Origin of the sequence: Paenibacillus sp. P2(2022) (genome assembly GCF_029522175.1) — a bacterium.
Taxonomy (GTDB): Bacteria; Bacillota; Bacilli; order Paenibacillales; family Paenibacillaceae; genus Paenibacillus; species Paenibacillus polymyxa.
This window is the reverse complement of the sequence record NZ_JAKWFI010000001.1, coordinates 447,877-472,738: the sequence shown is the minus strand read 5'-3', so window position 1 is coordinate 472,738 and position 24,862 is coordinate 447,877. Positions and strand designations below refer to the sequence as shown.

Genomic DNA, 24,862 nt, shown 5'->3' with positions numbered 1-24,862 from the left:
GCCTGCTTTTTTGTAGTTGAAGATGATTTTAACAAAATCATTTTGAATTCGTCTGTTCACGTCTGCGTTGATACCGAACACTCAGCTTACCTTGCTGCGCACGAATCTGCACCTCTCCCATTGTATCTGTTCGATATATGGCAGAATCAACCTCCGCCAAACGTTCCAATACTGCTTGATTCGGATGTCCATAAGTGTTGCTTGCACCAACTGAAATGACGGATACTTTCGGCTGCCAATAGGACAACCACTCTTCCGAGGTGGAATACTTACTTCCGTGATGTGCCACTTTCATAACGTCTACAGCTTTCCTTGCAGCTCCTATTGCTCCCTGAGCTTTCACATGGGATGAAGAATGGGTTAATTCAGAAATCAACAGCGACTCTGCGGCATCATCCATATCTCCTGTGAATAAAAACGAGACCCCCTCCATCTCTAAAATCATGGCAACGGAATAATGATTCTGTTCCTTCATAACAGGCAACTGCCCAGATTCGTTCTCCTCCAGCTTAAACGGATAGAGAAAGCGAATTGTCGTATCCCGGTCTGGTTCCCACTCCATGCTATGATGTGCACCGTACAGCTTGATCTGCTTGTTCAAAGCCGTGTTTAACAACTTTCGAAATGGAGCTTTGTCTGTTAGGGTACCATTAAAAAACAAGGTGGTTACGGGAATCTGGTCAAATATAGCCTGTAGTCCTCCGGCATGATCATGGTCTCCATGCGTTAAAATGACAGCGTCCAGCCGATGCACCCCACGTTGCTTTAGCAAAGGGACAATCGTATCCGCGCCAACCTCGTAGGGATCTATACGCTTGCGCCAAGCATTTTTCCCTGTTGCAAAGTCCATCGTACCCCCGCCATCTACCAAAATATGTTTTCCTCCCGGCGTTGTAATTAAAATGCTATCACCTTGGCCCACATCCAGATATTGAACAACTCCCGTGTTTCTTTCACTAGGAGATTGGTACCCTATACATAGTATGCCAAGCCAGGCAATACCACTTAAAGCCAGTGCCACATGACGATATCCATCCCACTGTCGATGCGCAAATTTCCCTGCACCCTTCGGTTCATGATCCGTTTGCAAAATAGCCGCCCACTCGGCAGAAGCCGCTAGTCCTGTATGCACAGGTGAAGCTATGGGATTAGATTTCACATCGGAAATGTCGCCTGTTTGCCTTCGAGATATCAACCATGTTTTGAGCCAGTACAGAACGCTGTACAAAGCTGCGTAATATGCCAGAACCCACAGAATAGAAGAAGACGGCCAAATACTCACATAAGCATCATCCACATTCATCCATTTCACAAGCGAAAAGGTTAGATCGTTTAATTGCTCCGCTGGCCACGCAAGGATGCGAGCCCCCTCCCCCCATAAAAAGGCCATTCCCATTGCCACCGTACCTAGTGGAAGCACGATATATGTAATTAGGGGGACAAGTAAAAAATTAGCCGCAAATGATAATATCGAAAATTGATTAAAGTAGAACACCGTCATTGGAAACGAAACAAGCTGTGCCGTAATTGTGATCGCAACTTCACCACCGATCAGGAGGGGCCATTTGGCGAAAAACGGCTTCATAAGCGGCATATATATGAGCAACCCACCTGTCACCAAAAAGGAAAGCTGAAAGCTGACGCTAAGCAGGTAGTATGGATTCCATAGCAGCATAAGCAACGCAGATACACTTAAAATATTAAGTCCGTCTTTGAGCAACCCTCGCCGAGCTGCAAACAAGCCGATCATCGCCATAATCCCTGCTCTTACAACAGAGGGAGAAGCACCTGTCAGCAGCACATAAGCCGGAATCAGTACCATCACAATCGTAAGGGAGGTTTCACGGCTAACTCGTAACAGCTTGAGTAAATATAATAATGTGGCCGCATATACCGCCACATGCATACCTGATATCGCCAAAATATGCGTTAAACCAAGCTGCGTAAATTCATTATACGTTGCTGGGTCCAGCTCATCTGTAACCCCAAGTATCAGACCTTTCATATATCCTGCGTGAAGAAGTGATGTAAAAGCAGATTCCATTTTCTGACCTAACTGCTCTCTAAGCTGATCATTCCATCTCAATAATGTGTAGCGGTTCCACAGTGAAGCCTTCTGCCTCTGTAACGAGGCGGCTCCAGCCCCCTTGATAAGCCAGTGAATTTCCTGCGTGTGCAGGTACTCACTGTAATCAAAGCTACCAAAGTTCCCCGCTTTTGCTGGTGCCTTTAAGCTGCCACGCAGCAGGATTGCATCCCCACGCTGCCATGCTGCCGCAAGTTGCTGTTCCTGCTTCGCAGCCAACTTGATATGAACAATGGCCTGTTCAGAAATAGACCCCCGATGTTCATCCTTATTGGAATGACTGGCAAAGTGATGAATTGAAGTAACTCTCATCTCAAACTGCGCGCGATCACCATCAATCTCAACTTCTGAAGCAATAAACCCTGCTGCTTGAACAGGCATGTCTTCTATGACAGAAGAAGATACATGAAGTGCACCAGGAATACTGCTCACGTTATGCGTATCATGCCAAAACCAATGAAATCCACCACCACTCAATGCAATCCATAGCAATACCATATGTCGGATAGGAATTTTCATCAATAAAGCTATAAGCGGGAAAACCAGAGTAATTCCCGCCCACAGCACCAAAAGTATACGTCCCGAATACAGACACGCTCCCGCACTTCCTATAATCCAACAAACAGTGAGGCTTAATATAGGCCTAGCAAACACAAGTTGGGCTTGAATACAATCACCTTCCCATTAGCAAACATTGCTTTCTGTCAACACACAAAACAAAAAAAGAACCCCTGACAAAATAACATTGTCAGAGGTTCTTCCTCGTTATTATTTAATCCTTAACATCCATCAGCGTTTCCTGCGGTGGATGATAAGTCTCCAGCATGCGAAAGGCGATTCCCTTTTCCTCCATCATAGCTCGAACCTTGTCGGCATCTTTTGGATAAGGTCGGTGATATACAATCTCCACAATGCCGCTGTTCGCCAGCATATTGGCACACGTCCAGCACGGCTGGTCGGTGACATATACTGAGGAGCCTTCACGGTCAATCCGGTCAGTAAACAGCAGCAGGTTCTGCTCCGCATGAATAGTGCGAATACAACGCTGCTTCTTAACCATTTCCTCCCGTCCATCACGGTGAACGACCTCATATTCCTCCGAGATCATACAGCCTGCCTCAGAACAGTCAGGCACCCCGGATGGTGCTCCATTATAGGCCGTCCCCAATAGCTTCTTACCTTGCACAAGTACGGCTCCAACATGACGCCGCGAGCAGCGCGAACGGGTGGATACCATATAAGCGATATCCATGAAATAGGTGTCCCAGTCCTTGCGTACATCTGCACTCATTTCCATCTCTCCCGTATAAACAAGTTAAACGTAAAACATATCCGTTACAGCCACTCTCAAAGCCTACACCGTAAACTTAAATAAGTTATAAGCTAACATACGGCTTCATTTTCGCTAACATTTTAGCTCCGATTCCCTTTACATGATCCAAATCGTTCACACGTTTGAACAGCCCGTGCTGATTACGATAGTTCAAAATAGCCTCGGCCTTTTTAGCCCCAACTCCCGGCAGCTCCATTAACTCGGCAGCAGTCGCTGTGTTAATGTTCACCTTTTTTTCACCGGAAACGGATGGAGTAGCCGAATCATTCACCGTATTTGTCCTACTCGTCGTTGCAGCATTCGAACTGGCAACAGCTGTGTCTGATCTCGAATCCGCAACATCTGACTGCTTTACGGTACTTGAATTCCCCGCCATGGAGTGTTCAGAGTTTTCACTTAAATCAGCAGATATACCCGTAGAACTCTGCTTAGTATTATGCTTCACATTGTCAACAGCTTCGTCATTCGCACTGCGTTCAGCTTGGTCTGAAGCCTCTTTTACAGCATGCTTTCCTTCGGCATACTCACTGCTGCGCTGTGACTCAATTGGCTGCGACTCTATCGCCAAAGCCTGCTCCACCTTATGGTTAAGCAAACTCCACTCTTCTTGTGGCTCAGTTCGCTGCCCTCCAGCAAACAAAATAAGTCCACTCCCGATTACAGCAAGCGTTATTGCCGTTCCTGTCCATACGCGTTTCATTTTTCGTATCGTCCCCTACTCCACATGGATTTCGAGAATTTTGAGCCGACTGAAAACACCGTCTCAATTAAACAGAGCAAGTCTGTTCAATTCCCGTCAAACCGGAGGTTGTAAACACCTCCATACGGTATCGCTGTGAGTATTTATACACAAGGGTGGTACGACCCCAGGCACGATCTAATGTGCTCAGACATAAAATTCGTCATGTCGGCCAAGACCAAGTGCATACACTAAGAAGAATGACAGCACAGCGTCTATACCGCAAAGTATGAAAGGAGGACGTTGAACAATGAAAGTTGGATTTATCGGGACTGGCAGCATGGGAAGTCTGCTAATCGAATCTTTTATTCATTCGGACGCACTCAAACCGCAGCAAATATTAGCAAGCAACCGAACGTATTCCAAGGTAACCGAGCTAGCCCGTCGTTATCCAGGTTTGCATGCAGCCCAAAGCAACCGTGAGACGGCAGCGGAAAGCGATATCCTATTTATCTGCGTGAAGCCGCTGGAATCAAAAACCGTAACGGATGAAATACGCAATGTCATTACAGAAGAGCAGATCGTCGTTTCTATCACAAGTCCAGTACAGATCCGTATTTTGGAGCATGCACTGAAAGCCAAGGTGTCCAAAATTATTCCGAGTATCACTCACCAGATTGGAAGCGGAGCCTCACTGTGCATCCATGGAAACCGGATTACAGAGGAGGATCGCTCCCTTCTGGAAGAGCTTATGTCCCACATCAGCAGGCCAATTCGGGTTAAAGAGTCTCACACACGGATCACATCGGATTTTTCGAGCTGCGGCCCTGCTTTCTTGGCCTTTTTTATGGACCAGTGGATTCAAGCCGCAGTTCAAGCTACGGGTATAGACCGTACAGAACTATGCGCATTGGCCGGTGAAATGATCATCGGCACTGGAAAGCTGCTCACGGAAGGCGGGATGACACCAGCCGAGTTACAAGCAAGAGTAGCGGTTCCCGGAGGTATAACCGCTGAAGCTCTTGCGTTGTTAGACATCAGCCTGCATAGTGTCTTCCCTGAGCTAATACGGGTCACGCACAACAAGTATGAAGAGGACATGCAAAAGATAGATGCCTCCTTCGGCTTAAAGCCGATTAACCGGCAACAATATTAACCAGCTTACCCGGAACAGCAATTACCTTGCGAACCGTTTTACCAGCCAGTGCTTCCTGAACGCTGTCCAGCGACAATGCAAAAGTTTCCATCGCTTTGGCATCAAGATCTTTGGCAATCGTTGCACGCTGTACGATTTTACCATTCATCTGAATGACAATTTCCACTTCAGCGTCTACCGTCCATGCTTCATCATAGGCAGGCCAAGCCGCGTAGGTAATGCTCTCGTTGTGTCCCAGCAGCTGCCACAGTTCCTCGGCTAGATGCGGTGCAAGCGGCGACAGCATTTGCACGAAGTTTTCCATCGCTGCACGCGGCAGAAGGTCTGCTTTGTATGCATCATTGGTGAAGATCATCAGCTGGCTGATCGCTGTATTGAAACGCAATGCATCCAGGTCCTCGGTTACCTTTTTCAGCGTTTTATGCCAGGTCCGTTTGAACTCGTCGCTACCGCCGTCATTTTTAATTTTTCCGTTCAGGCTACCATCCTCGGAAACAAACAGGCGCCATACGCGGGACAGAAAACGATGCGCTCCCTCTACCCCATTCTCATTCCATGGCTTGGTCGCTTCCAGCGGCCCCATAAACATCTCATAAATACGCAGCGTATCGGCGCCAAACGTATTTACAATATCGTCAGGATTGATGACATTACCGCGTGATTTACTCATTTTTTCATTATTGTTGCCCAGAATCATACCCTGGTTGACCAACTTATAGAAAGGCTCTTTAGTTTCCACTACGCCGATATCATACAGCACCTTGTGCCAGAAACGGGCATACAGCAAGTGAAGAACCGCATGTTCCGCTCCGCCAATATACAGGTCAACAGGCATCCATTCGCGCTGTTTCTCTTTGGACACAAGCTCTTTATCATTTTTTGGATCAATAAAGCGCAGGTAGTACCAGCAGCTTCCTGCCCATTGCGGCATCGTATTTGTCTCGCGACGTGCTTTCATACCTGTTTCAGGATCAACGGTTTCTACCCAATCTGTCGCATTCGCCAGTGGGGATTCACCTGTACCTGAAGGCTTGATATTGTCCATCTCTGGCAGTACGAGCGGCAGTTGATCCTCAGGAACTGTTTTAATCGTTCCATCTTCTAGATGAATTACTGGAATCGGCTCGCCCCAATAACGTTGGCGGCTGAACAGCCAGTCACGCAGACGATAGGTTACTTTGCCCTGCCCCTTACCCTCAGCTTCGAGCCATTCAATCATTTTCGGAATAGCTTCCTCATTGGTAAGTCCATTCAGCAGGCCTGAATTGACATGCGGACCATCCTCGGTGTATGGCTCTTTGTCCACGTCTCCACCTTGAACGACCTCAGTGATTTTCAATCCGAACTTCTTGGCAAATTCCCAGTCACGTGTATCATGGCCCGGTACTGCCATAATTGCACCTGTTCCGTAGCCTGCAAGTACATAGTCGGCAATCCAGATTGGCAGCTTTTCGCCGTTCACCGGATTCACTGCATAAGCTCCTGTGAATACGCCTGTTTTATCTTTGGCCAGATCCGTACGCTCCAGGTCACTTTTCCGAGCAGCTTGTTCACGATACTGTTGTACAGCGTCCTTTTGCTCAGGTGTAGTGATCATATCCACCAATTCCTGCTCTGGGGCCAGCACACAGTAGCTTGCACCGAACAATGTATCTGGACGGGTTGTAAATACTGTGAGTTGTTCGTCATAGCCTTCAATTGGAAAATGAACCTCTGCCCCGGTAGACTTACCAATCCAGTTCCGCTGCATATCCTTAATGCTTTCGGACCAGTCCAGTTCCTCCAGATCGTCAAGCAAACGATCGGCGTATTCCGTAATTTTCAGCATCCATTGACGCATGGGTTTGCGGATAACCGGATGACCGCCACGCTCACTCTTACCATCAATTACTTCTTCATTCGCCAGTACCGTTCCCAGTGCTGGGCACCAGTTCACGGGCACTTCAGCTACATAAGCGAGGCCACGCTTGTACAGCTGGATGAAAATCCACTGTGTCCATTTGTAATAATCAGGATCAGTTGTGCTGATTTCACGATCCCAGTCATATGAAAAGCCTAGTGATTTGATTTGACGGCGGAAGTTATTTACGTTCTTCACCGTAATTTCGCGTGGGTGCTCGCCTGTATCCAGCGCATGCTGTTCGGCAGGCAGACCAAAGGCGTCCCAACCCATCGGATGCAGTACGTTGTAGCCACGCATTCTTTTATAACGTGAAACAATATCTGTAGCTGTATATCCCTCCGGGTGGCCTACATGCAGACCAGCTCCAGACGGATACGGAAACATATCCAAAGCATAAAACTTCGGTTTACCCGGTTCTTCCCCAGTGCGGAACGTTTTGTTCTCATCCCAATATTTCTGCCATTTTGGTTCAATACTTTGCGGTTGATAGCCGTGCTTCGGCTGTGTGTCTGTCATTGTCTTTTCCTCCTCAAACGGTATGCAACAAAAAACCTCTGCATCCCGTAGCGTGTCAGCGCTAGGGACGAGAGGTTATATTCCCGTGGTACCACCCTAGTTAGCAGAAAGCGTTCTTCGCATTCTACTCCCTTTGCACCTGATAACGGAGGTGATCCGATGCGTATTAATAACAGGACACTGACACCTATATAGGTGCTTTCCTGCGTTGGACGCATATCTCCGAGGCGAGTTCGCTTTGCACTGTCAACCGGCTTGCACCACCCGCCGGCTCTCTACATGTCCAGACAAAACTACTATTCCTCATCAGCGATTATTTAACCGTTAATAATGGCACTATTATATTGAAAACCGCGAAAAAAGTCAAATAAGGACTACATTTGATACGAAGCGCCATCTTCATACTAGTTGTCCATGACACATGAATACGAATGTTTTATAATAACTCCAAGTTGCAATGGTTCAAGTTGAGATGAGATAAGAAAGGTGAGTGGAGACATGGCACAGATTAAAATTTTCGGGACAAAAGAAAAGCTAAATCCGATCAAAAAGCAACTTTCAGAGGTGATTCACTCTGCCGTGGTGGATGCGTTCAATTATCCTCCAGAAAAGAGGTTTCATCGTTTTTTTCCTATGAATCATGAAGATTTTATATATGCAGATGGTCGCTCCGACGCATACACCATTATTGAAATCAGTATCTTCGAAGGCAGAACGACAGAAGCTAAGAAGCAACTCATCAACCTGTTATTTCAAAGAATTAACGATCTTTTGGGTATTTCTCCACAGGATCTTGAAATTACTATATTTGAAACCCCGAAACAGAATTGGGGCATTCGGGGTGTACCGGGTGATGAACTTCAGCTGAACTATAAAGTGAATATATGAGAGCAAAAAGACGCCCTTCATGACTTCATGAAAAGCGTCTTTCTTTTTCTATATTAGCTCAATGAATCCTAGCTATTTTACAGCGACATAAAAAAGTCTCGCCGCGTCATCTGCTGCTTCTACCCATTCAAAATCTGCATATACCTTCACATCACGAAAACCCGCTTTGGACAATTCTGCCTTCATCCAGTCTGGATCATAAGCACGCTGTACATGAATTTCCTCAAAACGCTGGTACAGATCGCGTCCTTCATGTTCTGCTTTCGCAAAGATACTGAGATGATGCTCAATTTCACAACGGGGAGTGTCCAATGCGCATGTCCAGATATACGAAATAGAGCGTTCATCCAGTACGAATGGTTGTTCTTCATCATAACGCAAAAATGTCTGGGGATGATGTACATCAAACAGAAAGGTTCCACCAGGCTTCAGACCAGCATACGTTCTGCGAAAAGTAGAAATGATATCTTCTTCCTCAAGTAAATAATTCAGGCAATCGCAAAAAGAAATGACAGAATCCACGGGCTCCGGTAAAATCCATTCTCGCATATCCTGCTGTATCCAGCGAACGCTCCCCTCACGAAACAATCGCTGCCCTTGAGGAGTAGTTTCCATTTTGCGACGGGCTACTGCCAGCATGTCAGAGGACAAATCGATGCCAGCCACCTCGAAGCCTGAGTTAACCAGTGGAATCGTAATTGAGCCCGTTCCGCAGCCCAGCTCGGCCACTGTATGTGGCATACCGTATCGATCCCAAGCCTGCCGTGCAAAGCGCAACCAGTCCGGGTACGGCATGTCCTGCATTAGCTCATCATACACATAGGCAAACTTGCGGTAAGAAGCCATCTTTATTCCCCATTCCCGTCCTTCGGTTTAGGCATCTTCTCCACCAGGTAGGTCCAGTTTTCTTTTTGTGTAACCAGCCCTTCCTTCATCAGCTTGCCCATCGCACGCTTGAAGGCGGATTTACTGATACCAAACCGTTGCTTGATAATATCCGGCGGCGTTGCGTCAGAATATGGCATACCGCCACCCGGACGTTCCTTCAGAAATGCAATCAACCGATCCGCATCCTCATCACGGCCTACTTCCTTGCGTGGCGACATCGCCAGATTGACCCGACCGTCTTCACGAACAAGCGTGACCCGTACCTTAACCTCCTCGCCCAAGCGAAGCATGCGGTTACGTTCCGACGAATGAATCATTCCTATTGCACCAAAACCAAGCACACCCCCGTCCACCAGGACGAATGTTCCCATCTGAAGCGGCTTGTACACCGTCGCCTGCACCCATGTATTAAGCCACGAACTAGGAGCATGGAAACACAATGGAGCCAGTTCCTGCTCCCCTGCCAGCTTAGCTCGCAGTCTGCCTTGTTTGTCATGCTCCATAATGGCATACACGTAGTCACCCACCCGAGGATGCAGATCACGGTTTTCTGGCAACTCACGAATCGGCAGCAAAAGTTGGCGCCCCAATCCCATCTCCAGGAAGCATCCCAACCGCGGATGCACATCGGCCACCTCAAGCTTGGCCATTTCTCCCAGAGACAAGAACGGCTTTTTCATAGTTGCAGCCAAACGGTCCTCTGTATCGTGGAAGATAAATACCTCCAGCCGTTCACCCACCTCGATTTCACGAGTCAGCTCCGTATAATGCAGCAGAACATCCTGCTCACCGACGGTAAGAAAGTAGCCGAAAGGAGATACCTCACGATCCACCATAATGGTGACATAAGTACCAGCGATCAAACTCATACCTTCTCCACAACCTTAGCATCCGACCAAAGCCGTTCAATGTTATAATATTCGCGTTCGTCGCGATGGAAGACATGCACTACAACATCTCCCAAATCCATTAGAACCCAGCGAGCAGAATCCATTCCTTCGATTCCTTTGATGGTTACACCTTCATCATGAGCGCGTTTGCGAATTTCTGTTACAATCGCCTGTACTTGTGTATCCGAATTACCGTGGCAGATTACAAAATAATCCGCAACTAGCGATACTCCACGCAAATCCAGTGCGACAATATTCATTGCCTTTTTATCATTAGCGGCCTCAACCGCCGTTTGCATTAATTTCTCATTCGTTAGGGTCATTCATGAACCTCCGTTTTTTTCTGTTTTAGCTGTCGAATCAAGTCATTGCGCGACAAAACCGTCAGCGGAAAAATAACCTTTTGCTTTTCCAGCAACAATGAAATCGTAGAATCAAATCCAGCGATAAGGCCCTGCTCCAAACTTTTCTTTGCCTGTTTACGGATATGTTCAACCCCGGGAAAATCCCGCCCCGGTTCGATGTAATCAGCCAGACACACGACTTTATCCAGCAGGCTCATACCTACGCGGCCTGACGTATGCCAGCGGATCGCATTCCTTATTTCCGGATCATCCACTCCGTAATCTCTTGCCGCTACGCAGTACCCTACCTCTGAATGCCAGAGCTGCTTGTCATGCTCCAATAGCTCCTGATCACATTCGGGATAGTTACGAATCACTTCCTCCATCTGCTGAACAGGCCAATATTTCGCTACATCATGCAAAATAGCCGCCAGTTCTGCCTTATCCGGGTCTGCTCCATAACGCTTCGCAAGCTCCACAGAGGTATGCATAACACCCAGCGTGTGCTTCCAGCGTTTTTCAGGCATCTGGCCAGATACGACTTCCATTAGCTGCTCACGGCTGTACTTCATACAAACCGCCCCTTGTAATATAGTCATGAACACGATCAGGCACAAGATAACGAATAGTGCGGCCTTCTGCCACACGCTCTCGTATATCCGTCGAAGAAATGTCCACCACTGGCATATCCGCCAGCAGTACCTTGTCCTGCAAATAATATGGCAACTCATCCAACGCAAGCTCGAAGCCCGGTCGCCGCACCCCAATAAAACAAATCCGATGCGCCAATTCCTCAATCCCCTGCCAATGAGGCAAGTAGTTCACCATATCTGCACCAATAATAAAATAAAAATCTACAGCAGGATGCAGCTCCTGAAGCTTCTTGATCGTGTCAATGGTATAGGATACCCCCCCGCGAAGCACTTCAATATCCAGCACTTCAAAAGCAGGATGACCCGCCACCGCTTCACTCGTCATCTCCAGACGCTCCTTGCCGCTTGCCCCCGCTTGATGCTTGTGCGGAGGAATATGAGAAGGCATAAACCATACTTGATCCAGCCCATAGGCATCTCTTGCCGCTTCTCCAGCCAGCAGATGTCCAATATGAATGGGATCAAATGTACCACCCATAATACCGATTTTCATAATTTTCTCCCCGCGTATTATCCTCTAGGCAACTCGATTTGCTTATGATCACGAGATTCCTTGTACAAAATAATGGTGCTCCCAATAAGCTGTACAAGCTCGGAACCCGTCTCTGCTGCCAGTTCTTCCGCAATTTCATGTTTGTCGTCTAAACAGTTGTTCAAAATTTGTACTTTCATCAGCTCACGCTTTTCAATCGCATCATTGATGTGACGCATAAGATGCTCATTCGTACCGTTTTTACCTACTTGAAAAACTGGGTCCAAATGATGCGCCATGGAGCGCAGATATCTTTTTTGTTTACCTGTTAACATGTATATTTAACCCCTTCGTCGCCACATATACAATGCGGCATTTCCATAATTTTAATGTATATCCGACTTACGTTAGGCTTCTCAGCACAGCCGCTCTCATTTGGTCTACTGCAGGGGCCACTCCCGTAAAATACTCAAAAGCCACTGCCCCTTGGTACACAAACATGCCTAAACCTCCATGTACAGTGCAGCCACGCTGATCACGACTTTCGCGTAAAAGCCTCGTTTCCAGCGGGTTGTAGATCAAATCGCTCACAATGATTCCCTGCGGAATCAGATTCGTTTCCAGTGGAAGCTCATCAGATAAAGGAGACATTCCCACCGAGGTTGTATTAATCAATACATCCACTGTCGTGAGTACATTCTTGGCTTCCTCGTTGGAATAGCCCATTACTGGAATTGCTTCTGTCGTCCACTCCAATGCCAGTTGTTCAGCTTTGTCACGTGTTCGGTTCAGAATAATGACCGATTCAGGTCGCTCCTCCAACAAAGCATGAATCACGCCCCGAGCAGCCCCACCGGCTCCTAGAACAGCAATTCTTGCACCCTTTAACTCAACTGAAGTCTCTTCTTTAAGGGAACGCACATAGCCAATTCCGTCCGTATTATAGCCCTTGAGCCGTCCATTGTCATTCACTATCGTATTGACAGCGCCGATGAGCCGGGCCCCTTCATCAATCTCATCCAGATATTTCATAACCTCAACCTTATGGGGAATCGTCACATTGACTCCGCGGAAATGCAAAGCCCGAATCCCCTTCACAGCATCCTCCAGCTGATCCGGTGTGACATGAAGAGGTACAAAATCTCCCTCAATCCCCGCTGCCTGTAAAGCTATTTTATGCATAAGAGGCGATTTGGAGTGCTTGATCGGATCACCCAATACGCCCAATAGTACAAGATCTCGTTCGGTCGCTCCAGACTCCCCGCTGTTCATCGTTGCTCTCCCCCATATTGCAAAATATTAGGCCGCTCAAATACATGAATGGCGGCAGGAACCCGTATGTGTTCCTTGCCGCCCTATAGCTTGGTTACAGCATTGTTAGATCAACGCAGGCCGCAAAAGCACACGGACTCCCCGAGGAGCATGAACCGCTACCAGAGCTCCGTTCTCACTATTCACCCTAATCCATCCCAAACCGGATATATAGATGTCCGATGGAGATTTGCGTGGAACGCGGAACTCATGTCTGGTCCATTCTGACATCTCTGCCAATTGATCGCGTGTTGGTGGAGACAATAGCTCCCCGGCATGATCAGCGAACAACTGATCAGCTCGCTCCAGCTTCGTGCGATGTATTTTAAGACCACCGTTAATGTAGCAGGTAAAAGATTGGTGCTGACCGTCTACAAAATCAAATCGGGCCATACCGCCGAAAAACAATGTTTGTCCGGCATCAAGCTGATATGCAGCAGGCTTCAGCGGCTTGTCCGGCATAATAGCACTCAAGTCCTGACGGGAGACAATTTCACTGAACCGCCAAGGGTACACAATACCCGGAGTATCAATAATGTGCTTGCCGTCGTCGAGCGGAATATTCACCATATCGAGTGTAGTTCCTGGATAACGGGATGTTGTGAGTTCCTGCTCCATATCGCTATAATCACGAATCAAGCGGTTAATGAGCGTGGATTTACCCACATTTGTGGCTCCGACTACATATACATCACGGTTACCACGTAGTTCAGATACCACATCCAGCAGACGGTCAAAGCCCTGATTTTTTTTAGCAGAGCACAGTACGATTTCTTCCGTGCGTAGCCCTTGCTCCTTCGCTTGCTTTTGTACCCAGTTACGTACCTTGTTCCAGTTTGTGACCTTAGGCAACAAATCAGTCTTATTGACTGCCAGTACAACCGGATTCGAACCTACAAAACGCTGTAGGCCGGAAATCAAGCTACCTTCAAAATCAAAAATATCTACAATGTGGATGACGAGCGCATCCTTGTCCCCAATCTGACTAAGCAGCTTCAAGAATTCATCTTGATCTACCGTCACCGAAGAGGTTTCATTATAGTTTTTGATCCGGAAGCAACGCTGACAGATGACCGGTTCACGAGTTAATAATTTTTCCGGAATATATCCCGGAAGGTCCGGGCTAGTGGTCTGCATGGCGATACCGCAACCACTACATTTGACGGCAGTTCCGCCGTCAGGTCTTTCAGTCATTCTTCTTTTCCTCCTCAAGCCATAAGCCTTTCTTACGTAACCTTGTGAGCGCGATTCGCTCCAACCGTCGATTAAATCGGGTCATGACTCCTTCATCATGAATGGATATCGGCAGCACCAAAACGGTATGCAAACCCATTCGGTTGCCTCCCAATACGTCCGTCAACATTTGATCCCCGACCATAATAGTCTCTTCCGGAGTAAGCCCCATCATACGAATGGCTCTACGAAAGGACGAGTTGGATGGCTTCCGGGCGGCATGTATAAATTCAATGTCCAAAGGCGTAGCAAACACGGATACACGGTCCATATTGTTATTAGACACGATGACAAGCTTAAAACCCGCCTGTTTGACCTTTTCAAACCAGGCCACCAGCTCGGGAGTTGCGTTCGGCGCTTTTGCACCGACCAGCGTGTTATCCAGATCCGTAATAATGCCGCGATATCCTTGAGCATACAAGCCTTCAAGATCAATATCAAAGACGGTATTCACCCGTAATTTGGGCATCAGCATTTCAAACAACGTCGGTCACCTCAGTTTCATACGACAAACTATACCATATTACTATGGCTTAGTAAAAAGCTATCCGCAACAAACGGACAGCTTTTTACTAAACATATAGATTAAGATTAAAAATTGCGACACCAAACCTAGTAAAAATGACTAGCCTTCATCCTTCTGGTCAGACTTGGCTCTTCGCCCAGCCCATCGTTTTATCCATGGTTCCTTTTGCAACAGGGAAGCTTGCTGGCGAACACTGCGCCAATCCTCGGCGGTTACCGACGAAGGACTATAACGCGCTTGTTCAAAGCGTCCTAGTAACTGATGTAAAATCACAGCGCGTTCCGGTGCTTCTTGTGACCATCTGTCGACTGATTCCCTCAGTGTCTCATGGCTTGCGCGGACATAGCCTTTCCTTCGCATGTACCGTAACCAGTGTTCCGTTTCGACGATCACCTTTTCATCTGGGGTCAGCGGTTTACCTGTGCGTAAACGCAGCAGGTAAAAGTGAATGTCTGCCCGATTACGCCAAATGATATAAGCAGCCCACAGCAGAAGAATGGCAACAGCAGAGCCTATGATTACAGGATGAATCTCTAAGCCTTCCCCTGGATCCGTCTGCGGAGTCTGCTCAGGCTGCTCTGATTCTGGCTGATCCTTGACCTCTGGGGCGGCTGGAGTCTTTGAATCCTCCTGCTCTGTAAGCAGCGGCATATCAAAGCCAGGCGTAGCTTCTACCGGAACCCAGCCATATTCGCCTAAATATACCTCTGCCCAGGAATGAGCGTCCGCGTTTGTCACGGAATAAGAGGACATGTTTTCGTCACCATCGCCCGTGGTTGCATCATCTGAAAACGTCTGCTGGCCAGGAGCATACCCTTTGACCCAACGGGCTGGAACCCCAACGGAGCGAGCCATCATGACTAATGAAGTGGAATAATAATCGCAATAGCCCTCCCGAATCTCAAACAGAAAGGCATCCACGAAATCCCTGCTTCTTTTCCGTGAGAGATCCGGATTGTTCGTATATGCATAATTTTGCTGTAGATACTGCTGTAGCAATCCGACTTTTTCATACGGCGTTTTGGCCGTCGCCGTAACATTGCGAGCCAAATCGCGAACCCGCTGTGGCAATTCCTCTGGAATTTGTAAGTAGGCTTCCTGTTTATTTTTTCCATACAACTCATTAAAACTTTTTCTACGCAGCTCTTTCTCAGGGATCACTGGAACATGCGATACCAAAGTATACGTTTTAGGATAAGCAGTTCTTCGAGATGCTGGATTCCAAAGCAGTTCTGCCTGTTCCGGATTCCAACGCAACCCGCTTGCCCGTGAATCTCTGTCCACCGATTGAACACGATGCACCGAATAGGCGCCAAACAGAACGGGATAGCTCTGATCATTTTGCATGGTAACGGTCTGCACGACCTGCTCAGTAGAGTGTCTCGTTTCTTGTGCGTTTTCAAGCTCTGCGGTCATCGACACCTCATTTGGTGCTGGATCATCGTTGCCCACGTCAACCCAGCCTGTACCGGAATAGGTTCGTTTCGTTTCTCCTCGCCAATAGCTTCGCTGATTAGTTGTGATGGTCATGACAGGCGAATAATCAAAATTAAAACCTCCCCCCAATCGATTATCCTGGCGACTATAACCAGATGCGGTGTTCATGCGCTGATTCAGTGCCCCAGATCCATTGGTGGTTCCGGCGGTGGTTGAGCTAATGCGCTGGGTCCACGCTGTATAGGGGTCCGTCAAAGCTGGCTGTACCTCGGGCATATTCACACCCGCCATAATAATAAGTGCAAAAATGACAGCAATATTGGCCGCAATTTTATATGGATAACGCCGAATATGTTTCCATCCTTGAGGATAATGCTGACGAAAATACTGCAGATGCTGTGTCACTAGCCATCCCATACCAGCAAAGACGATCCAGGCAACCTCCTCCCACAGCACAGTTGGTGTGAAGGAATCAAGCACCGCCAGAGCTGCAACGTTGATGCCCACAAAAACTAGAATCCGCTGCTTCGTGGTAACGATGAGCGGCACCATTTCAATGACTAGCCAAGCAATGAGGGAAAACCAAACATAAGGAGACATATTAGATATAAACTGATCCAGACGATTGGCTGCCCCGCCAAAGGGGATAATGATGGAGTAAGACACTAATGTCCGATACAAAATAAAGAACAGCGTTACCGCCTTAACGACAAATTCAATCCATGGACGGAATGGTAGTAAAATCTTCACCAGCGCCAGCATTGTAATGGTCATCAGTACAAGTGCCCTCGTCTCTTCCAGCCATAATTCAGAAGCAAAAGACACCCATTGCATAGCAATAATAATAATCCACAAGAACGTAAAGGCGGGAGCCCAGGAGCTCTTTAACGATTGTAACCAGCTTTTCATTGTGTCCCTCCCCCCATTACAGCCGGGAGCTCTTTGAGGCTCTCAACATCGTAGCCCTTAATTCCCCTTGCACGAAGCATACTCATCCACTTTTCAGCTTCTCCCTCGGCAGAGCCTTCGCCGATATAGACATGGCACGGAGTCATCCCCCGGGTATCGGCCCAGCGAAGAAGTTCCAGCGCCTGATGATCCTTCAGCGGACTAATCAGTATAAAATAACAGCCTTGCGGAAACTGGCGCACACAGCTTTCTACAGCAGTCATCAAGCTGCCTTGCGAAGTGGTGTGGATGTCTACCAAGTGATGCATCATTCGTTGTCGTTCCATCATCTGCTCACTTGGCTGAAAAACAGTCCCCTTCTCTCCAGCTGTACACAGTCCGACCCCCATCCGCTCCCGTCCACCGTATTCCAGTAATGAAGCGGTAGAAGATACAGCTAGCTCAAACTGATCGGGGTTTACATAATGCTTTGTTTGCACGTCCAGCACAAGCATCGTTTTGGGAACCGTTTCATGTTCAAATTCCTTGGATTTCCAGCTACCTGTACGAGCTGTCGCATTCCAGTGGATGCGTGAAAACCGATCTCCATATACATAATCCCGTACACCGTTAATTTGCGTCGTTTCACGACGCGTTCGAGTTTGAACGGTCTGCGGTCCAGAGATCCTTGAGCGGCGATCATTGATCTGCCAATATGGAATGAATGCCGTGCGAGGAAGCACCCGAAATTCACCGCGTGCGTTCAACCTGCCCTTGTGCTCCAACAGGCCAAAGATGTCCTCACTCACACATTCGGTTTCCTCAAAATAGTAGCTTCCTCGTTCTAAAGCAGGGGTTTGAAATGTAAGCTGGCCGCCACCTTTCATACTAGGGATAACACTGTCTTCAAACGACCAGGATTCCCCCGTATGTCGCTTGAGCACCTCGCGAACAATGACATAGGGTAACGGAAGAAAGCCAGGAATGCTCAGACTGAGCTTTACGTGTACCTGATCTCCCGCATGCAGCAGCTCGCCAAACTCCGAGCCTTGCGAAAGCTGACGATGGCCCTGGACGCGACGAACTCCACTCAGACCAACCATCCATAAATAAACGATTAACAACGTAACCATAGAAAACAGCATGACCGATGTCTTTCCACCCTGAAACAACAAATAAAGCAGGCACACTACCCATATACATAGCATAAGCCAGATGCGACTTGATAGCCGGGGAAGCCTGCGCTTCCTTTTAACCATGTTCATTCCTTAAGAACGCTCCATTCGTACGGGTACATGAACCTGTCGGAGCACGAACTGCAGCACGGACTGGGCGTTGGAGCTATCGAGGCGTGCTTCGGGACGCAGCAGCAAACGGTGCATCAGCACATAAGGTGCCAGCGCCTTCACATCATCAGGCAACACATAGTCACGGTTATCCTGAAAAGCGAATGCCTTGGCAGCCATGACAAAAGCAAGTGCAGCCCGTGGACTAGCTCCCAGTAGCACAGATGGATGTTCTCTTGTCGCACGCACGATATCGAGTAAATAGGACGTCACCGCTTCGTCCATATAGATATCTCTGATTTCCTGCTGGATGTCAGCAATCTGTTCCATATGCGCTACAGCCTCCAGACGATCTGCTGGCTGGCCCGTCTGATGATGAAGCAGCATGTTGCGCTCTGTCTCCAAATCAGGATAGCCCAGGCTGATTTTGAGCATAAAACGATCTAATTGTGCTTCCGGCAGCATATAAGTACCTTCAAAATCAATCGGGTTTTGAGTGGCACACAACATAAAAGGATGAGGCAACATATGAGTGTCCCCATCCACCGTCACACTTCGTTCCTCCATAACCTCCAGCAGAGCTGACTGGGTTTTCGTCGTCGCTCGGTTAATTTCGTCTGCCAGTAAAATGTTAGTCATAACCGGACCCGGACGGAAATAAAAACGCTCATCCCGTGGATGAAATATAGATACCCCTGTAATATCACTCGGTAGAATATCAGGATTACATTGAACACGGCGATAATCACCACGCATGGATTTTGCAAGAGCCTTGATCATTTGCGTTTTCCCCGTACCCGGAACGTCTTCGATCAGAATGTGTCCACCCGCCAGCATAGCCGTAAGCAATAATTTTATTTCAAAGGATTTCCCTAATATGCAGGATTCCAGATTAGAACGGATTGCAGATACAATCTGCACAGATTCTTGACGCACGGGCATAACTCTGTAAACCTCCTAGATAGCAACATGTTTCCTATTATTGTACATGAAGGTGGACATAGAGTACACTTAACTCCTTGCCCATATTATTCAAGCTCCATCTTCTCTTATAGGTACATGTTTTTCGGGACAGTCAAAAACCCTTCGGTTATCAAATCCGAAGGGTTCACGTATACAATTTATTTTACTTTTTATCCTATTTAAAGCACCCTGCTTTATATACTTCCTTTTGGACGAACAAACAAGCATGCCAGAAAAGAGAAAATAATCGCCGAGGAAATCCCTGCGCTTGTCAGACTAAAGATCCCTGTAATAACACCAAGCCATCCGTCCTTTTCCAATTCGGTTAGTGCACCATGTACGAGTGAGTTACCAAAGCTGGTAATTGGAATCGTCGCACCCGCTCCAGCAAATTTGATAAGGGGATCATATATTCCGACAGCGTCGGCAATTGCACCTGCTACCACCAACGTACTCATTGTGTGTGCCGGGGTCAATTTGATTACATCCATCATCAACTGACCCACGACACAAATGGCACCGCCCACTAAAAAAGCCCATAGAAATATCATACTTTTCCTCCCGCTTCAAAAGCTACAGCATGTGCAACACATGGAATGCTTTCACCCTGCTGTGTAGTCAAAGGAGACAATAACGCTCCGGTCGCCACGACCAGCACCTTTTGTAGTTCTCCCTTTTCGATCCGCTTTAACAGATGTCCATAGGTTACAACAGCTGAGCATCCGCAACCACTTCCACCTGCAATGACCTTCTTTTGCTTATTGATGTCGTAAATCAGTAAACCGCAATCATTAAATTCCGTTTGATTCATATCGAATCCATCTTTTTTAAGCAGCTCCTTGGCAATCGGCAGCCCTACGGAGGCTAAATCCCCTGTTACAATAAGATCATAGTAGCCTGGGTCCCTGCCTGTATCTCGAAAATGAGACAAAAGCGTGTCCGCCGCCGCTGGAGCCATGGCCCCGCCCATATTAAAGGGATCTTTAATGCCCATATCCATTACACGCCCAATAGTGGCACAATCTACCACCGTACCTGACTTCGCATGTCCCACAATGGCCGCACCGGAACCGGTAACAGTATACTGAGCTGTGGGGGGCTTCTGTGCTCCGTATTCATTAGGATAGCGGAATTGTTTTTCCACAGTACAGTTATGGCTGGTTGTACCCGCCATCACGTAGTCGCCCGCCTCTGAATCCACAATAAGTGCTGCTAAAGCCAAGCTTTCCATCGACGTTGAGCAGGCTCCGAAAACACCTAAATAAGGAATAGCAAGCTTGCTAGCCGAAAATGAGCTGCTGATAATCTGATTCATCAGATCACCACTTATGAAAAATTGCACTTCCTCTTTGTTTAAATTTGAATTAATTAACGCAAGCTCTGTAGAATGCTCAATTAATCTTCGTTCCGCTTTTTCCCATGTTTTCTCGTTTATTTCGATATTGTCATAAATATAATCGAAATCTGTGGACAACGGTCCCTCTCCTTCATCCGGGCCTACAACAGTTGCACTCCCAATGATGCGCGGTCTCGACTCGAACTTCCAGGTTTGTCCTCCCTGTCTTCTCATAAGTGATTGCCCCCCACACCGAGGATTGCGTATATAACGCCCACGATAAATGCGGCCACAACACCAAATACAACAACGGAGCCTGCCAGCTTGAACATATTTGCACCAACTCCAAGTACCAATCCCTCGGAACGATACTCCAATGCAGCTGAACACATTGAGTTCGCAAAACCTGTGATGGGTACAGCGGTTCCCGCTCCTGCCCATTGGGCAATCTTATCGTAGACCCCGATGCAGGTTAATATAACAGACAAGAGGATCATCATGGATGCAGTTGGTGCCGCAGCTTCTTTGGCTGGAATATGCATCCCTGCCATAAAGGCTTCCTGAATCGCCTGCCCAATCACACAGATGACGCCACCAACCAGAAAAGCACGCACACAATTGGCAAATACTTTTCTGGAAGGTTCATGCTTTTGGGAAACACTTTGATAGTCTTTCTCATTTATGGACAACGGCGACGAATTGGTACGAAAACCGCGCTGTCCTGACTTAGCTGGCATCATTCACCACCCCTTATTCAAAAGTTCCGCGCTTGGCGGTTCAGATTGCTTGGCTCCTTAACATTATGAGCTTTTTGGGGAAATGTTATGTCAGGAAAATGATATCGTGGACATTCCGTACAAATCCATTCATACTGAATACATGACGACCACTGGTTAATTAATAAGGAGTGAGATAACATCATGGAAGCAAAAACATTGGAATTGTTTAAAACCTTAACAGAGTTCCCTTCCATTTCTGGACATGAGCGAGATCTGCGGGCATGGGTTAAAGAACGAATATCCGGTTATACGGATGAAATCGTTCAGGACCGTTTGGGCAGTCTTTTTGGTGTACTGCGCGGGCAAGAAAGTGGCCCACGTGTAATGGTGGCAGGACATCTGGATGAAGTTGGTTTTATTGTGAATGGCATTACGGAAAATGGAATGATTCGTTTTCAGCCGGTTGGAGGCTGGTGGAGCCAAGCCATCATGTCACAACGTCTTCAAGTATTGACCCCAAATGGCCCAATCATTGGTGTAGTTGGATCTGTCTCACCACATTTGCTTGATGAAGCGCAACGCAGCAAACCGATGGACATCAAGCATATGTACCTGGATATCGGCGTAGACAGCAAACAGGAGGCGCAAAATCTGGGGATTGTACCCGGAACGGCGATCGCTCCGATCTGTGATTTCACTCCACTTGCGAATCCAAAAAAAATCATGGCTAAAGCATGGGACAATCGATATGGTGTTGGCCTGGCCATTGAGCTGTTGGAGGCATTACATAAGGAAAAGGACCAGCTTCCAAATACATTGTATGCAGGAGCTACGGTTCAGGAGGAAGTGGGACTGCGCGGTGCACGCACAGCTGCCAATCTGATTCAGCCGGATATTTTCTTTGCACTGGATTGCAGTGCTGCCAACGATATGGGTGGGGATCCGAACGCATACGGACAGCTTGGTAAAGGCGCACTGTTGCGGGTTTTTGATCCAGGTATGATTACACACCGCGGAATTGTGGAGTATGTGCAGGACATGGCGGAAACTCACAAAATTAAGTACCAATATTTTATCTCCACTGGGGGAACGGATGCTGGTCAAGTGCACTTGAGCGGAATTGGTGTGCCATCTACCGTCATCGGCATATGTGGACGATACATCCACACTTCCTCGTCCATTATTCACACCGATGATTATGATGCGGCCAAGGAACTGATCATTAAGTTGGTTCAAAATCTGGATCGCACAACACTGAATACCATTATTGAACGAGCTTAAGAAGTAACAGAGAATAAGAATCTATAAAAAAACAGTCAAGACACATACGTGTGCTTGACTGTTTTTTAATTTAATAGAAGAAAAAATAGAAGTTCTCAAATTAAATGCTTGTACCGAAGCAAAGCAATCACTACAAGTACAGCTGTTAAGGTGATACAGATATTTTCTACCTTTGCTCCCTTCCGGGTTCCGGTGCTCATTAATCTAAATCTTAGCTTCCATTTGAATGGCGGCAAAGGCTTAATTCCGTTATTCGTCAAGGAATCTGCCAATAAATGTAGCAAGTACGCTATACCTCCAGCCAGCCATATACTGTCGCCATGCAAACGTGTCGTGCCGTAAAGCAGCGCGGTCCATGCTACTGTCCCATATACCGTATGCGTCAATCCTCGGTGCGGAACAAGCGTACATATGATCAGCAGACACCCGGCGATATAATTCCACGGTGCATATGATTCCCCATACCAGGCAAGGCCGATACCAATTAAAAAAATGATAACTTTACGCATAGACCGTGACGGCATAAAAGAAGCGCTGATCATCAGCAAAGCCAAAACAAGATTCCAGGGTGGCGGAGCCAAACGGGTGAAAAACACCCAACCCGCAGCCCCAATCATTAGAAGCTGTATGAGCCTAAGCATTTTGTTCGGTAACGCACGGCTCACAAGCATGGAGTTAGGCTCGTCAATATCCGGCAGCAATGAACCAACCACAGCGGCTGCCACGGCAGCCGGAGTCACTTCGAATCCACTTAAGGCTAATACCGATAGGGAGACCCCGGTTCCAATAATTAAATGGGCTCTTCCCATCATGATGCATAACATCCTTTCTTGCAGTATACACAGAGTCGACATTACTCTATTTGAATCAGCATGATTCGATTGTATACGACAATCAAAACGAGAACAATAGTTCGCTTATTCTATTTAAAAGACTTCATCCAAAAGTCCTAGTTTCGCCCTCCATTACTTGACCCTCCCCTTATTCTTTATCTGTACAGCCATTTCTCAAAAAACACGCCATATGACCTATGGGTATGTTGACAAATATCTTCAACATTTTCTTTTTGCCTCAAAGTCCTATTGTACAATTTGGAATATTAGGTAATATAGTGTTTATATTTACTATATAAATCTATTAAATGAACAAGGAGGAAATGATTATGCAAGAAAAATCTCTGTTCCGAAAGTTCAAAACGATTGGTCTGACGTCGTTGCTAAGTGTCGTATTGTTCGCACTTCCCGCTTCAGCTGCTTGGAATGATACATACACGGGGTACGCCACATATACAGGATCAGGTTACTCTGGAGGAGCATTACTGCTTGATCCTATCCCTTCTGATGCCAAAATTACAGCGCTTAACCCCACACAATTGAATTATAACGGAATTAAAGCCGCATTAGCTGGAGCCTATTTAGAAGTTCAAGGCCCCAAAGGAAAAACAACCGTCTATGTAACAGATTTATACCCTGAGGGTCCGAGTGGCGCACTTGATCTGTCTCCGAATGCCTTCAACCTGATTGGCAATCAAAAGGATGGAAAAATCAATATTTCATGGAAAGTTGTCAAAGCTCCGGTTAGTGGTAATGTCTCCTACCGCATTAAAGAAGGCAGCAGCCAATGGTGGGCAGCCATTCAAGTACGCAATCATAAATATCCAGTCTTAAAAATGGAGGTCCAACAAAACGGGCAATGGCTCAATCTCGAAAAACAGGATTACAACCACTTTCTGGGTACTAACTTAGGAAAACAGCCTCTGAAAATACGGATTACGGACATTCGCGGTGTCGTACTGAATGATACCATCCCAGCTCTAGCGGAAAATGGCACAGGCCAAGCCTATATTGTTAAAGGTAATGTTCAATTTCCTGACTAATTGAAATGCCGCCTCATCTTTGCTTCTTTTCATTTGAACCAATAAAACAGGCCGGGAACCGACGCAATCTAGTTTGCGTATCCGTGTTCCCGGTCTTTTTACGAAAAAATCATTATTTTTCACAAAGAATCGGTTTGTTCACTGTCCTGTTCATAAAATCATACGTATAATGAATACATAAATAGGGTGTACTTTACA

Annotated in this window: 24 protein-coding genes and 1 other annotated feature; of the genes, 4 read left to right on the top strand and 20 right to left on the bottom strand. The window is 47.1% G+C overall.

Features of this window, described 5'->3' with window-relative positions; all coding sequences use genetic code 11:
• Positions 1-37: 37 nt before the first annotated feature.
• The 3 genes from MMB75_RS02080 to MMB75_RS02070 form a co-directional block, all read right to left on the bottom strand.
• Positions 38-2,656: a ComEC/Rec2 family competence protein gene (locus MMB75_RS02080; protein ID WP_123797415.1), complete on the bottom strand. Its 2,619-nt coding sequence runs from the start codon at positions 2,654-2,656 to the stop codon at positions 38-40.
• Between the two features lie 202 nt (positions 2,657-2,858).
• Positions 2,859-3,377: a deoxycytidylate deaminase gene (locus MMB75_RS02075; protein ID WP_016821629.1), complete on the bottom strand. Its 519-nt coding sequence runs from the start codon at positions 3,375-3,377 to the stop codon at positions 2,859-2,861.
• Between the two features lie 85 nt (positions 3,378-3,462).
• Positions 3,463-4,119, bottom strand: a complete 657-nt coding sequence (locus tag MMB75_RS02070) for a ComEA family DNA-binding protein (protein WP_016821630.1) — start codon at positions 4,117-4,119, stop codon at positions 3,463-3,465.
• A gap of 289 nt (positions 4,120-4,408) precedes the next feature.
• On the opposite strand from MMB75_RS02070, the gene comER reads away from it, so the two are divergent.
• Positions 4,409-5,254, top strand: a complete 846-nt coding sequence (gene comER, locus MMB75_RS02065; protein WP_016821631.1) for a late competence protein ComER — start codon at positions 4,409-4,411, stop codon at positions 5,252-5,254.
• Here the strand turns inward: comER and leuS are convergent.
• Positions 5,235-7,673, bottom strand: coding sequence for a leucine--tRNA ligase (leuS, locus tag MMB75_RS02060; protein ID WP_193189785.1), 2,439 nt, complete (start codon positions 7,671-7,673; stop codon positions 5,235-5,237). The two genes, comER and leuS, sit on opposite strands and share 20 nt — an antisense overlap.
• 60 nt (positions 7,674-7,733) lie before the next feature.
• Positions 7,734-7,992, bottom strand: a binding site (T-box leader).
• A 179-nt stretch (positions 7,993-8,171) separates the two neighbouring features.
• Here leuS and MMB75_RS02055 point away from each other — a divergent pair.
• The gene (locus MMB75_RS02055; protein WP_019688081.1) at positions 8,172-8,561 is read left to right on the top strand and encodes a tautomerase family protein; all 390 of its coding nucleotides are present in this window, start codon (positions 8,172-8,174) and stop codon (positions 8,559-8,561) included.
• A 72-nt stretch (positions 8,562-8,633) separates the two neighbouring features.
• Here the strand turns inward: MMB75_RS02055 and MMB75_RS02050 are convergent, their stop codons facing one another.
• From MMB75_RS02050 to spoVAC, 15 genes are all read right to left on the bottom strand, one after another.
• On the bottom strand, positions 8,634-9,407 hold the full coding sequence (locus MMB75_RS02050; RefSeq protein ID WP_016821634.1) for a class I SAM-dependent DNA methyltransferase: 774 nt from the start codon (positions 9,405-9,407) through the stop codon (positions 8,634-8,636).
• Positions 9,408-9,409: 2 nt separating this feature from the next.
• On the bottom strand, positions 9,410-10,318 hold the full coding sequence (locus MMB75_RS02045; protein ID WP_016821635.1) for a CvfB family protein: 909 nt from the start codon (positions 10,316-10,318) through the stop codon (positions 9,410-9,412).
• The gene (gene rsfS / locus MMB75_RS02040) at positions 10,315-10,662 is read right to left on the bottom strand and encodes a ribosome silencing factor (RefSeq protein ID WP_017428187.1); all 348 of its coding nucleotides are present in this window, start codon (positions 10,660-10,662) and stop codon (positions 10,315-10,317) included. The genes MMB75_RS02045 and rsfS overlap by 4 nt, the downstream gene beginning before the upstream one ends.
• Positions 10,659-11,255 carry a bis(5'-nucleosyl)-tetraphosphatase (symmetrical) YqeK gene (yqeK, locus tag MMB75_RS02035; protein ID WP_045244371.1) on the bottom strand — a complete coding sequence of 199 codons (597 nt, stop codon included), beginning with the start codon at positions 11,253-11,255 and terminating at the stop codon, positions 10,659-10,661. Before yqeK ends, rsfS begins: the two co-directional genes overlap by 4 nt.
• Positions 11,239-11,829: a nicotinate-nucleotide adenylyltransferase gene (gene nadD / locus MMB75_RS02030; protein ID WP_045244370.1), complete on the bottom strand. Its 591-nt coding sequence runs from the start codon at positions 11,827-11,829 to the stop codon at positions 11,239-11,241. The genes yqeK and nadD overlap by 17 nt, the downstream gene beginning before the upstream one ends.
• 17 nt (positions 11,830-11,846) lie before the next feature.
• Positions 11,847-12,143, bottom strand: a complete 297-nt coding sequence (yhbY, locus tag MMB75_RS02025; RefSeq protein WP_013372202.1) for a ribosome assembly RNA-binding protein YhbY — start codon at positions 12,141-12,143, stop codon at positions 11,847-11,849.
• A gap of 67 nt (positions 12,144-12,210) precedes the next feature.
• A complete protein-coding gene (gene aroE, locus MMB75_RS02020) occupies positions 12,211-13,080 on the bottom strand; it encodes a shikimate dehydrogenase (RefSeq protein ID WP_277506863.1) in 870 nt (289 codons plus the stop codon).
• Positions 13,081-13,185: 105 nt separating this feature from the next.
• The gene (yqeH, locus tag MMB75_RS02015; RefSeq protein ID WP_045244369.1) at positions 13,186-14,313 is read right to left on the bottom strand and encodes a ribosome biogenesis GTPase YqeH; all 1,128 of its coding nucleotides are present in this window, start codon (positions 14,311-14,313) and stop codon (positions 13,186-13,188) included.
• Positions 14,306-14,836 (bottom strand): YqeG family HAD IIIA-type phosphatase, encoded by a 531-nt coding sequence (locus MMB75_RS02010; RefSeq protein ID WP_013372205.1) that lies wholly within the window; start codon positions 14,834-14,836, stop codon positions 14,306-14,308. The genes yqeH and MMB75_RS02010 overlap by 8 nt, the downstream gene beginning before the upstream one ends.
• Positions 14,837-14,977: 141 nt before the next feature.
• Positions 14,978-17,224 (bottom strand): transglutaminase TgpA family protein, encoded by a 2,247-nt coding sequence (locus MMB75_RS02005; RefSeq protein WP_045244368.1) that lies wholly within the window; start codon positions 17,222-17,224, stop codon positions 14,978-14,980.
• Positions 17,221-18,468 carry a DUF58 domain-containing protein gene (locus MMB75_RS02000; RefSeq protein WP_045244367.1) on the bottom strand — a complete coding sequence of 416 codons (1,248 nt, stop codon included), beginning with the start codon at positions 18,466-18,468 and terminating at the stop codon, positions 17,221-17,223. The genes MMB75_RS02005 and MMB75_RS02000 overlap by 4 nt, the downstream gene beginning before the upstream one ends.
• A 3-nt stretch (positions 18,469-18,471) precedes the next feature.
• Positions 18,472-19,431 (bottom strand): AAA family ATPase, encoded by a 960-nt coding sequence (locus MMB75_RS01995; protein ID WP_045244366.1) that lies wholly within the window; start codon positions 19,429-19,431, stop codon positions 18,472-18,474.
• Positions 19,432-19,646: 215 nt separating this feature from the next.
• Positions 19,647-20,003 carry a stage V sporulation protein AE gene (spoVAE, locus tag MMB75_RS01990; RefSeq protein ID WP_016821644.1) on the bottom strand — a complete coding sequence of 119 codons (357 nt, stop codon included), beginning with the start codon at positions 20,001-20,003 and terminating at the stop codon, positions 19,647-19,649.
• Positions 20,000-21,022 carry a stage V sporulation protein AD gene (gene spoVAD, locus MMB75_RS01985; protein ID WP_016821645.1) on the bottom strand — a complete coding sequence of 341 codons (1,023 nt, stop codon included), beginning with the start codon at positions 21,020-21,022 and terminating at the stop codon, positions 20,000-20,002. Before spoVAD ends, spoVAE begins: the two co-directional genes overlap by 4 nt.
• Entirely contained in the window at positions 21,019-21,525 is a 507-nt protein-coding gene (spoVAC, locus tag MMB75_RS01980) for a stage V sporulation protein AC (RefSeq protein WP_016821646.1), read from the bottom strand. Before spoVAC ends, spoVAD begins: the two co-directional genes overlap by 4 nt.
• Positions 21,526-21,708: 183 nt before the next feature.
• On the opposite strand from spoVAC, the gene MMB75_RS01975 reads away from it, so the two are divergent.
• Complete coding sequence (locus MMB75_RS01975; RefSeq protein WP_019688087.1) at positions 21,709-22,788, top strand: M42 family metallopeptidase; 1,080 nt, start codon at positions 21,709-21,711, stop codon at positions 22,786-22,788.
• Between the two features lie 95 nt (positions 22,789-22,883).
• Here MMB75_RS01975 and MMB75_RS01970 read toward each other — a convergent pair whose 3' ends face one another.
• Positions 22,884-23,600: a metal-dependent hydrolase gene (locus tag MMB75_RS01970; RefSeq protein ID WP_016821648.1), complete on the bottom strand. Its 717-nt coding sequence runs from the start codon at positions 23,598-23,600 to the stop codon at positions 22,884-22,886.
• A 350-nt stretch (positions 23,601-23,950) separates the two neighbouring features.
• On the opposite strand from MMB75_RS01970, the gene exlX reads away from it, so the two are divergent.
• A complete protein-coding gene (gene exlX, locus MMB75_RS01965; RefSeq protein WP_016821649.1) occupies positions 23,951-24,664 on the top strand; it encodes an expansin ExlX in 714 nt (237 codons plus the stop codon).
• Positions 24,665-24,862: the final 198 nt, after the last annotated feature.

What these genes read in the sequence shown, in the direction of transcription:
- nadD (WP_045244370.1), bottom strand. Translation starts at nt 11,829, where the DNA reads ATGAAAATCGGTATTATGGGTGGTACATTTGATCCCATTCATATTGGA.
- spoVAC (WP_016821646.1), bottom strand. Translation starts at nt 21,525, where the DNA reads ATGCCAGCTAAGTCAGGACAGCGCGGTTTTCGTACCAATTCGTCGCCG.
- aroE (WP_277506863.1), bottom strand. Translation starts at nt 13,080, where the DNA reads ATGAACAGCGGGGAGTCTGGAGCGACCGAACGAGATCTTGTACTATTG.
- MMB75_RS02045 (WP_016821635.1), bottom strand. Translation starts at nt 10,318, where the DNA reads ATGAGTTTGATCGCTGGTACTTATGTCACCATTATGGTGGATCGTGAG.
- MMB75_RS02055 (WP_019688081.1), top strand. Translation starts at nt 8,172, where the DNA reads ATGGCACAGATTAAAATTTTCGGGACAAAAGAAAAGCTAAATCCGATC.
- MMB75_RS01995 (WP_045244366.1), bottom strand. Translation starts at nt 19,431, where the DNA reads ATGCCCGTGCGTCAAGAATCTGTGCAGATTGTATCTGCAATCCGTTCT.
- MMB75_RS02050 (WP_016821634.1), bottom strand. Translation starts at nt 9,407, where the DNA reads ATGGCTTCTTACCGCAAGTTTGCCTATGTGTATGATGAGCTAATGCAG.
- MMB75_RS02000 (WP_045244367.1), bottom strand. Translation starts at nt 18,468, where the DNA reads ATGAACATGGTTAAAAGGAAGCGCAGGCTTCCCCGGCTATCAAGTCGC.
- yhbY (WP_013372202.1), bottom strand. Translation starts at nt 12,143, where the DNA reads ATGTTAACAGGTAAACAAAAAAGATATCTGCGCTCCATGGCGCATCAT.
- spoVAE (WP_016821644.1), bottom strand. Translation starts at nt 20,003, where the DNA reads ATGATATTTCTATGGGCTTTTTTAGTGGGCGGTGCCATTTGTGTCGTG.
- leuS (WP_193189785.1), bottom strand. Translation starts at nt 7,673, where the DNA reads ATGACAGACACACAGCCGAAGCACGGCTATCAACCGCAAAGTATTGAA.
- MMB75_RS01975 (WP_019688087.1), top strand. Translation starts at nt 21,709, where the DNA reads ATGGAAGCAAAAACATTGGAATTGTTTAAAACCTTAACAGAGTTCCCT.
- comER (WP_016821631.1), top strand. Translation starts at nt 4,409, where the DNA reads ATGAAAGTTGGATTTATCGGGACTGGCAGCATGGGAAGTCTGCTAATC.
- MMB75_RS01970 (WP_016821648.1), bottom strand. Translation starts at nt 23,600, where the DNA reads ATGATGGGAAGAGCCCATTTAATTATTGGAACCGGGGTCTCCCTATCG.
- yqeK (WP_045244371.1), bottom strand. Translation starts at nt 11,255, where the DNA reads ATGAAGTACAGCCGTGAGCAGCTAATGGAAGTCGTATCTGGCCAGATG.
- MMB75_RS02075 (WP_016821629.1), bottom strand. Translation starts at nt 3,377, where the DNA reads ATGAGTGCAGATGTACGCAAGGACTGGGACACCTATTTCATGGATATC.
- spoVAD (WP_016821645.1), bottom strand. Translation starts at nt 21,022, where the DNA reads ATGAGAAGACAGGGAGGACAAACCTGGAAGTTCGAGTCGAGACCGCGC.
- MMB75_RS02005 (WP_045244368.1), bottom strand. Translation starts at nt 17,224, where the DNA reads ATGAAAAGCTGGTTACAATCGTTAAAGAGCTCCTGGGCTCCCGCCTTT.
- yqeH (WP_045244369.1), bottom strand. Translation starts at nt 14,313, where the DNA reads ATGACTGAAAGACCTGACGGCGGAACTGCCGTCAAATGTAGTGGTTGC.
- rsfS (WP_017428187.1), bottom strand. Translation starts at nt 10,662, where the DNA reads ATGACCCTAACGAATGAGAAATTAATGCAAACGGCGGTTGAGGCCGCT.
- MMB75_RS02070 (WP_016821630.1), bottom strand. Translation starts at nt 4,119, where the DNA reads ATGAAACGCGTATGGACAGGAACGGCAATAACGCTTGCTGTAATCGGG.
- exlX (WP_016821649.1), top strand. Translation starts at nt 23,951, where the DNA reads ATGCAAGAAAAATCTCTGTTCCGAAAGTTCAAAACGATTGGTCTGACG.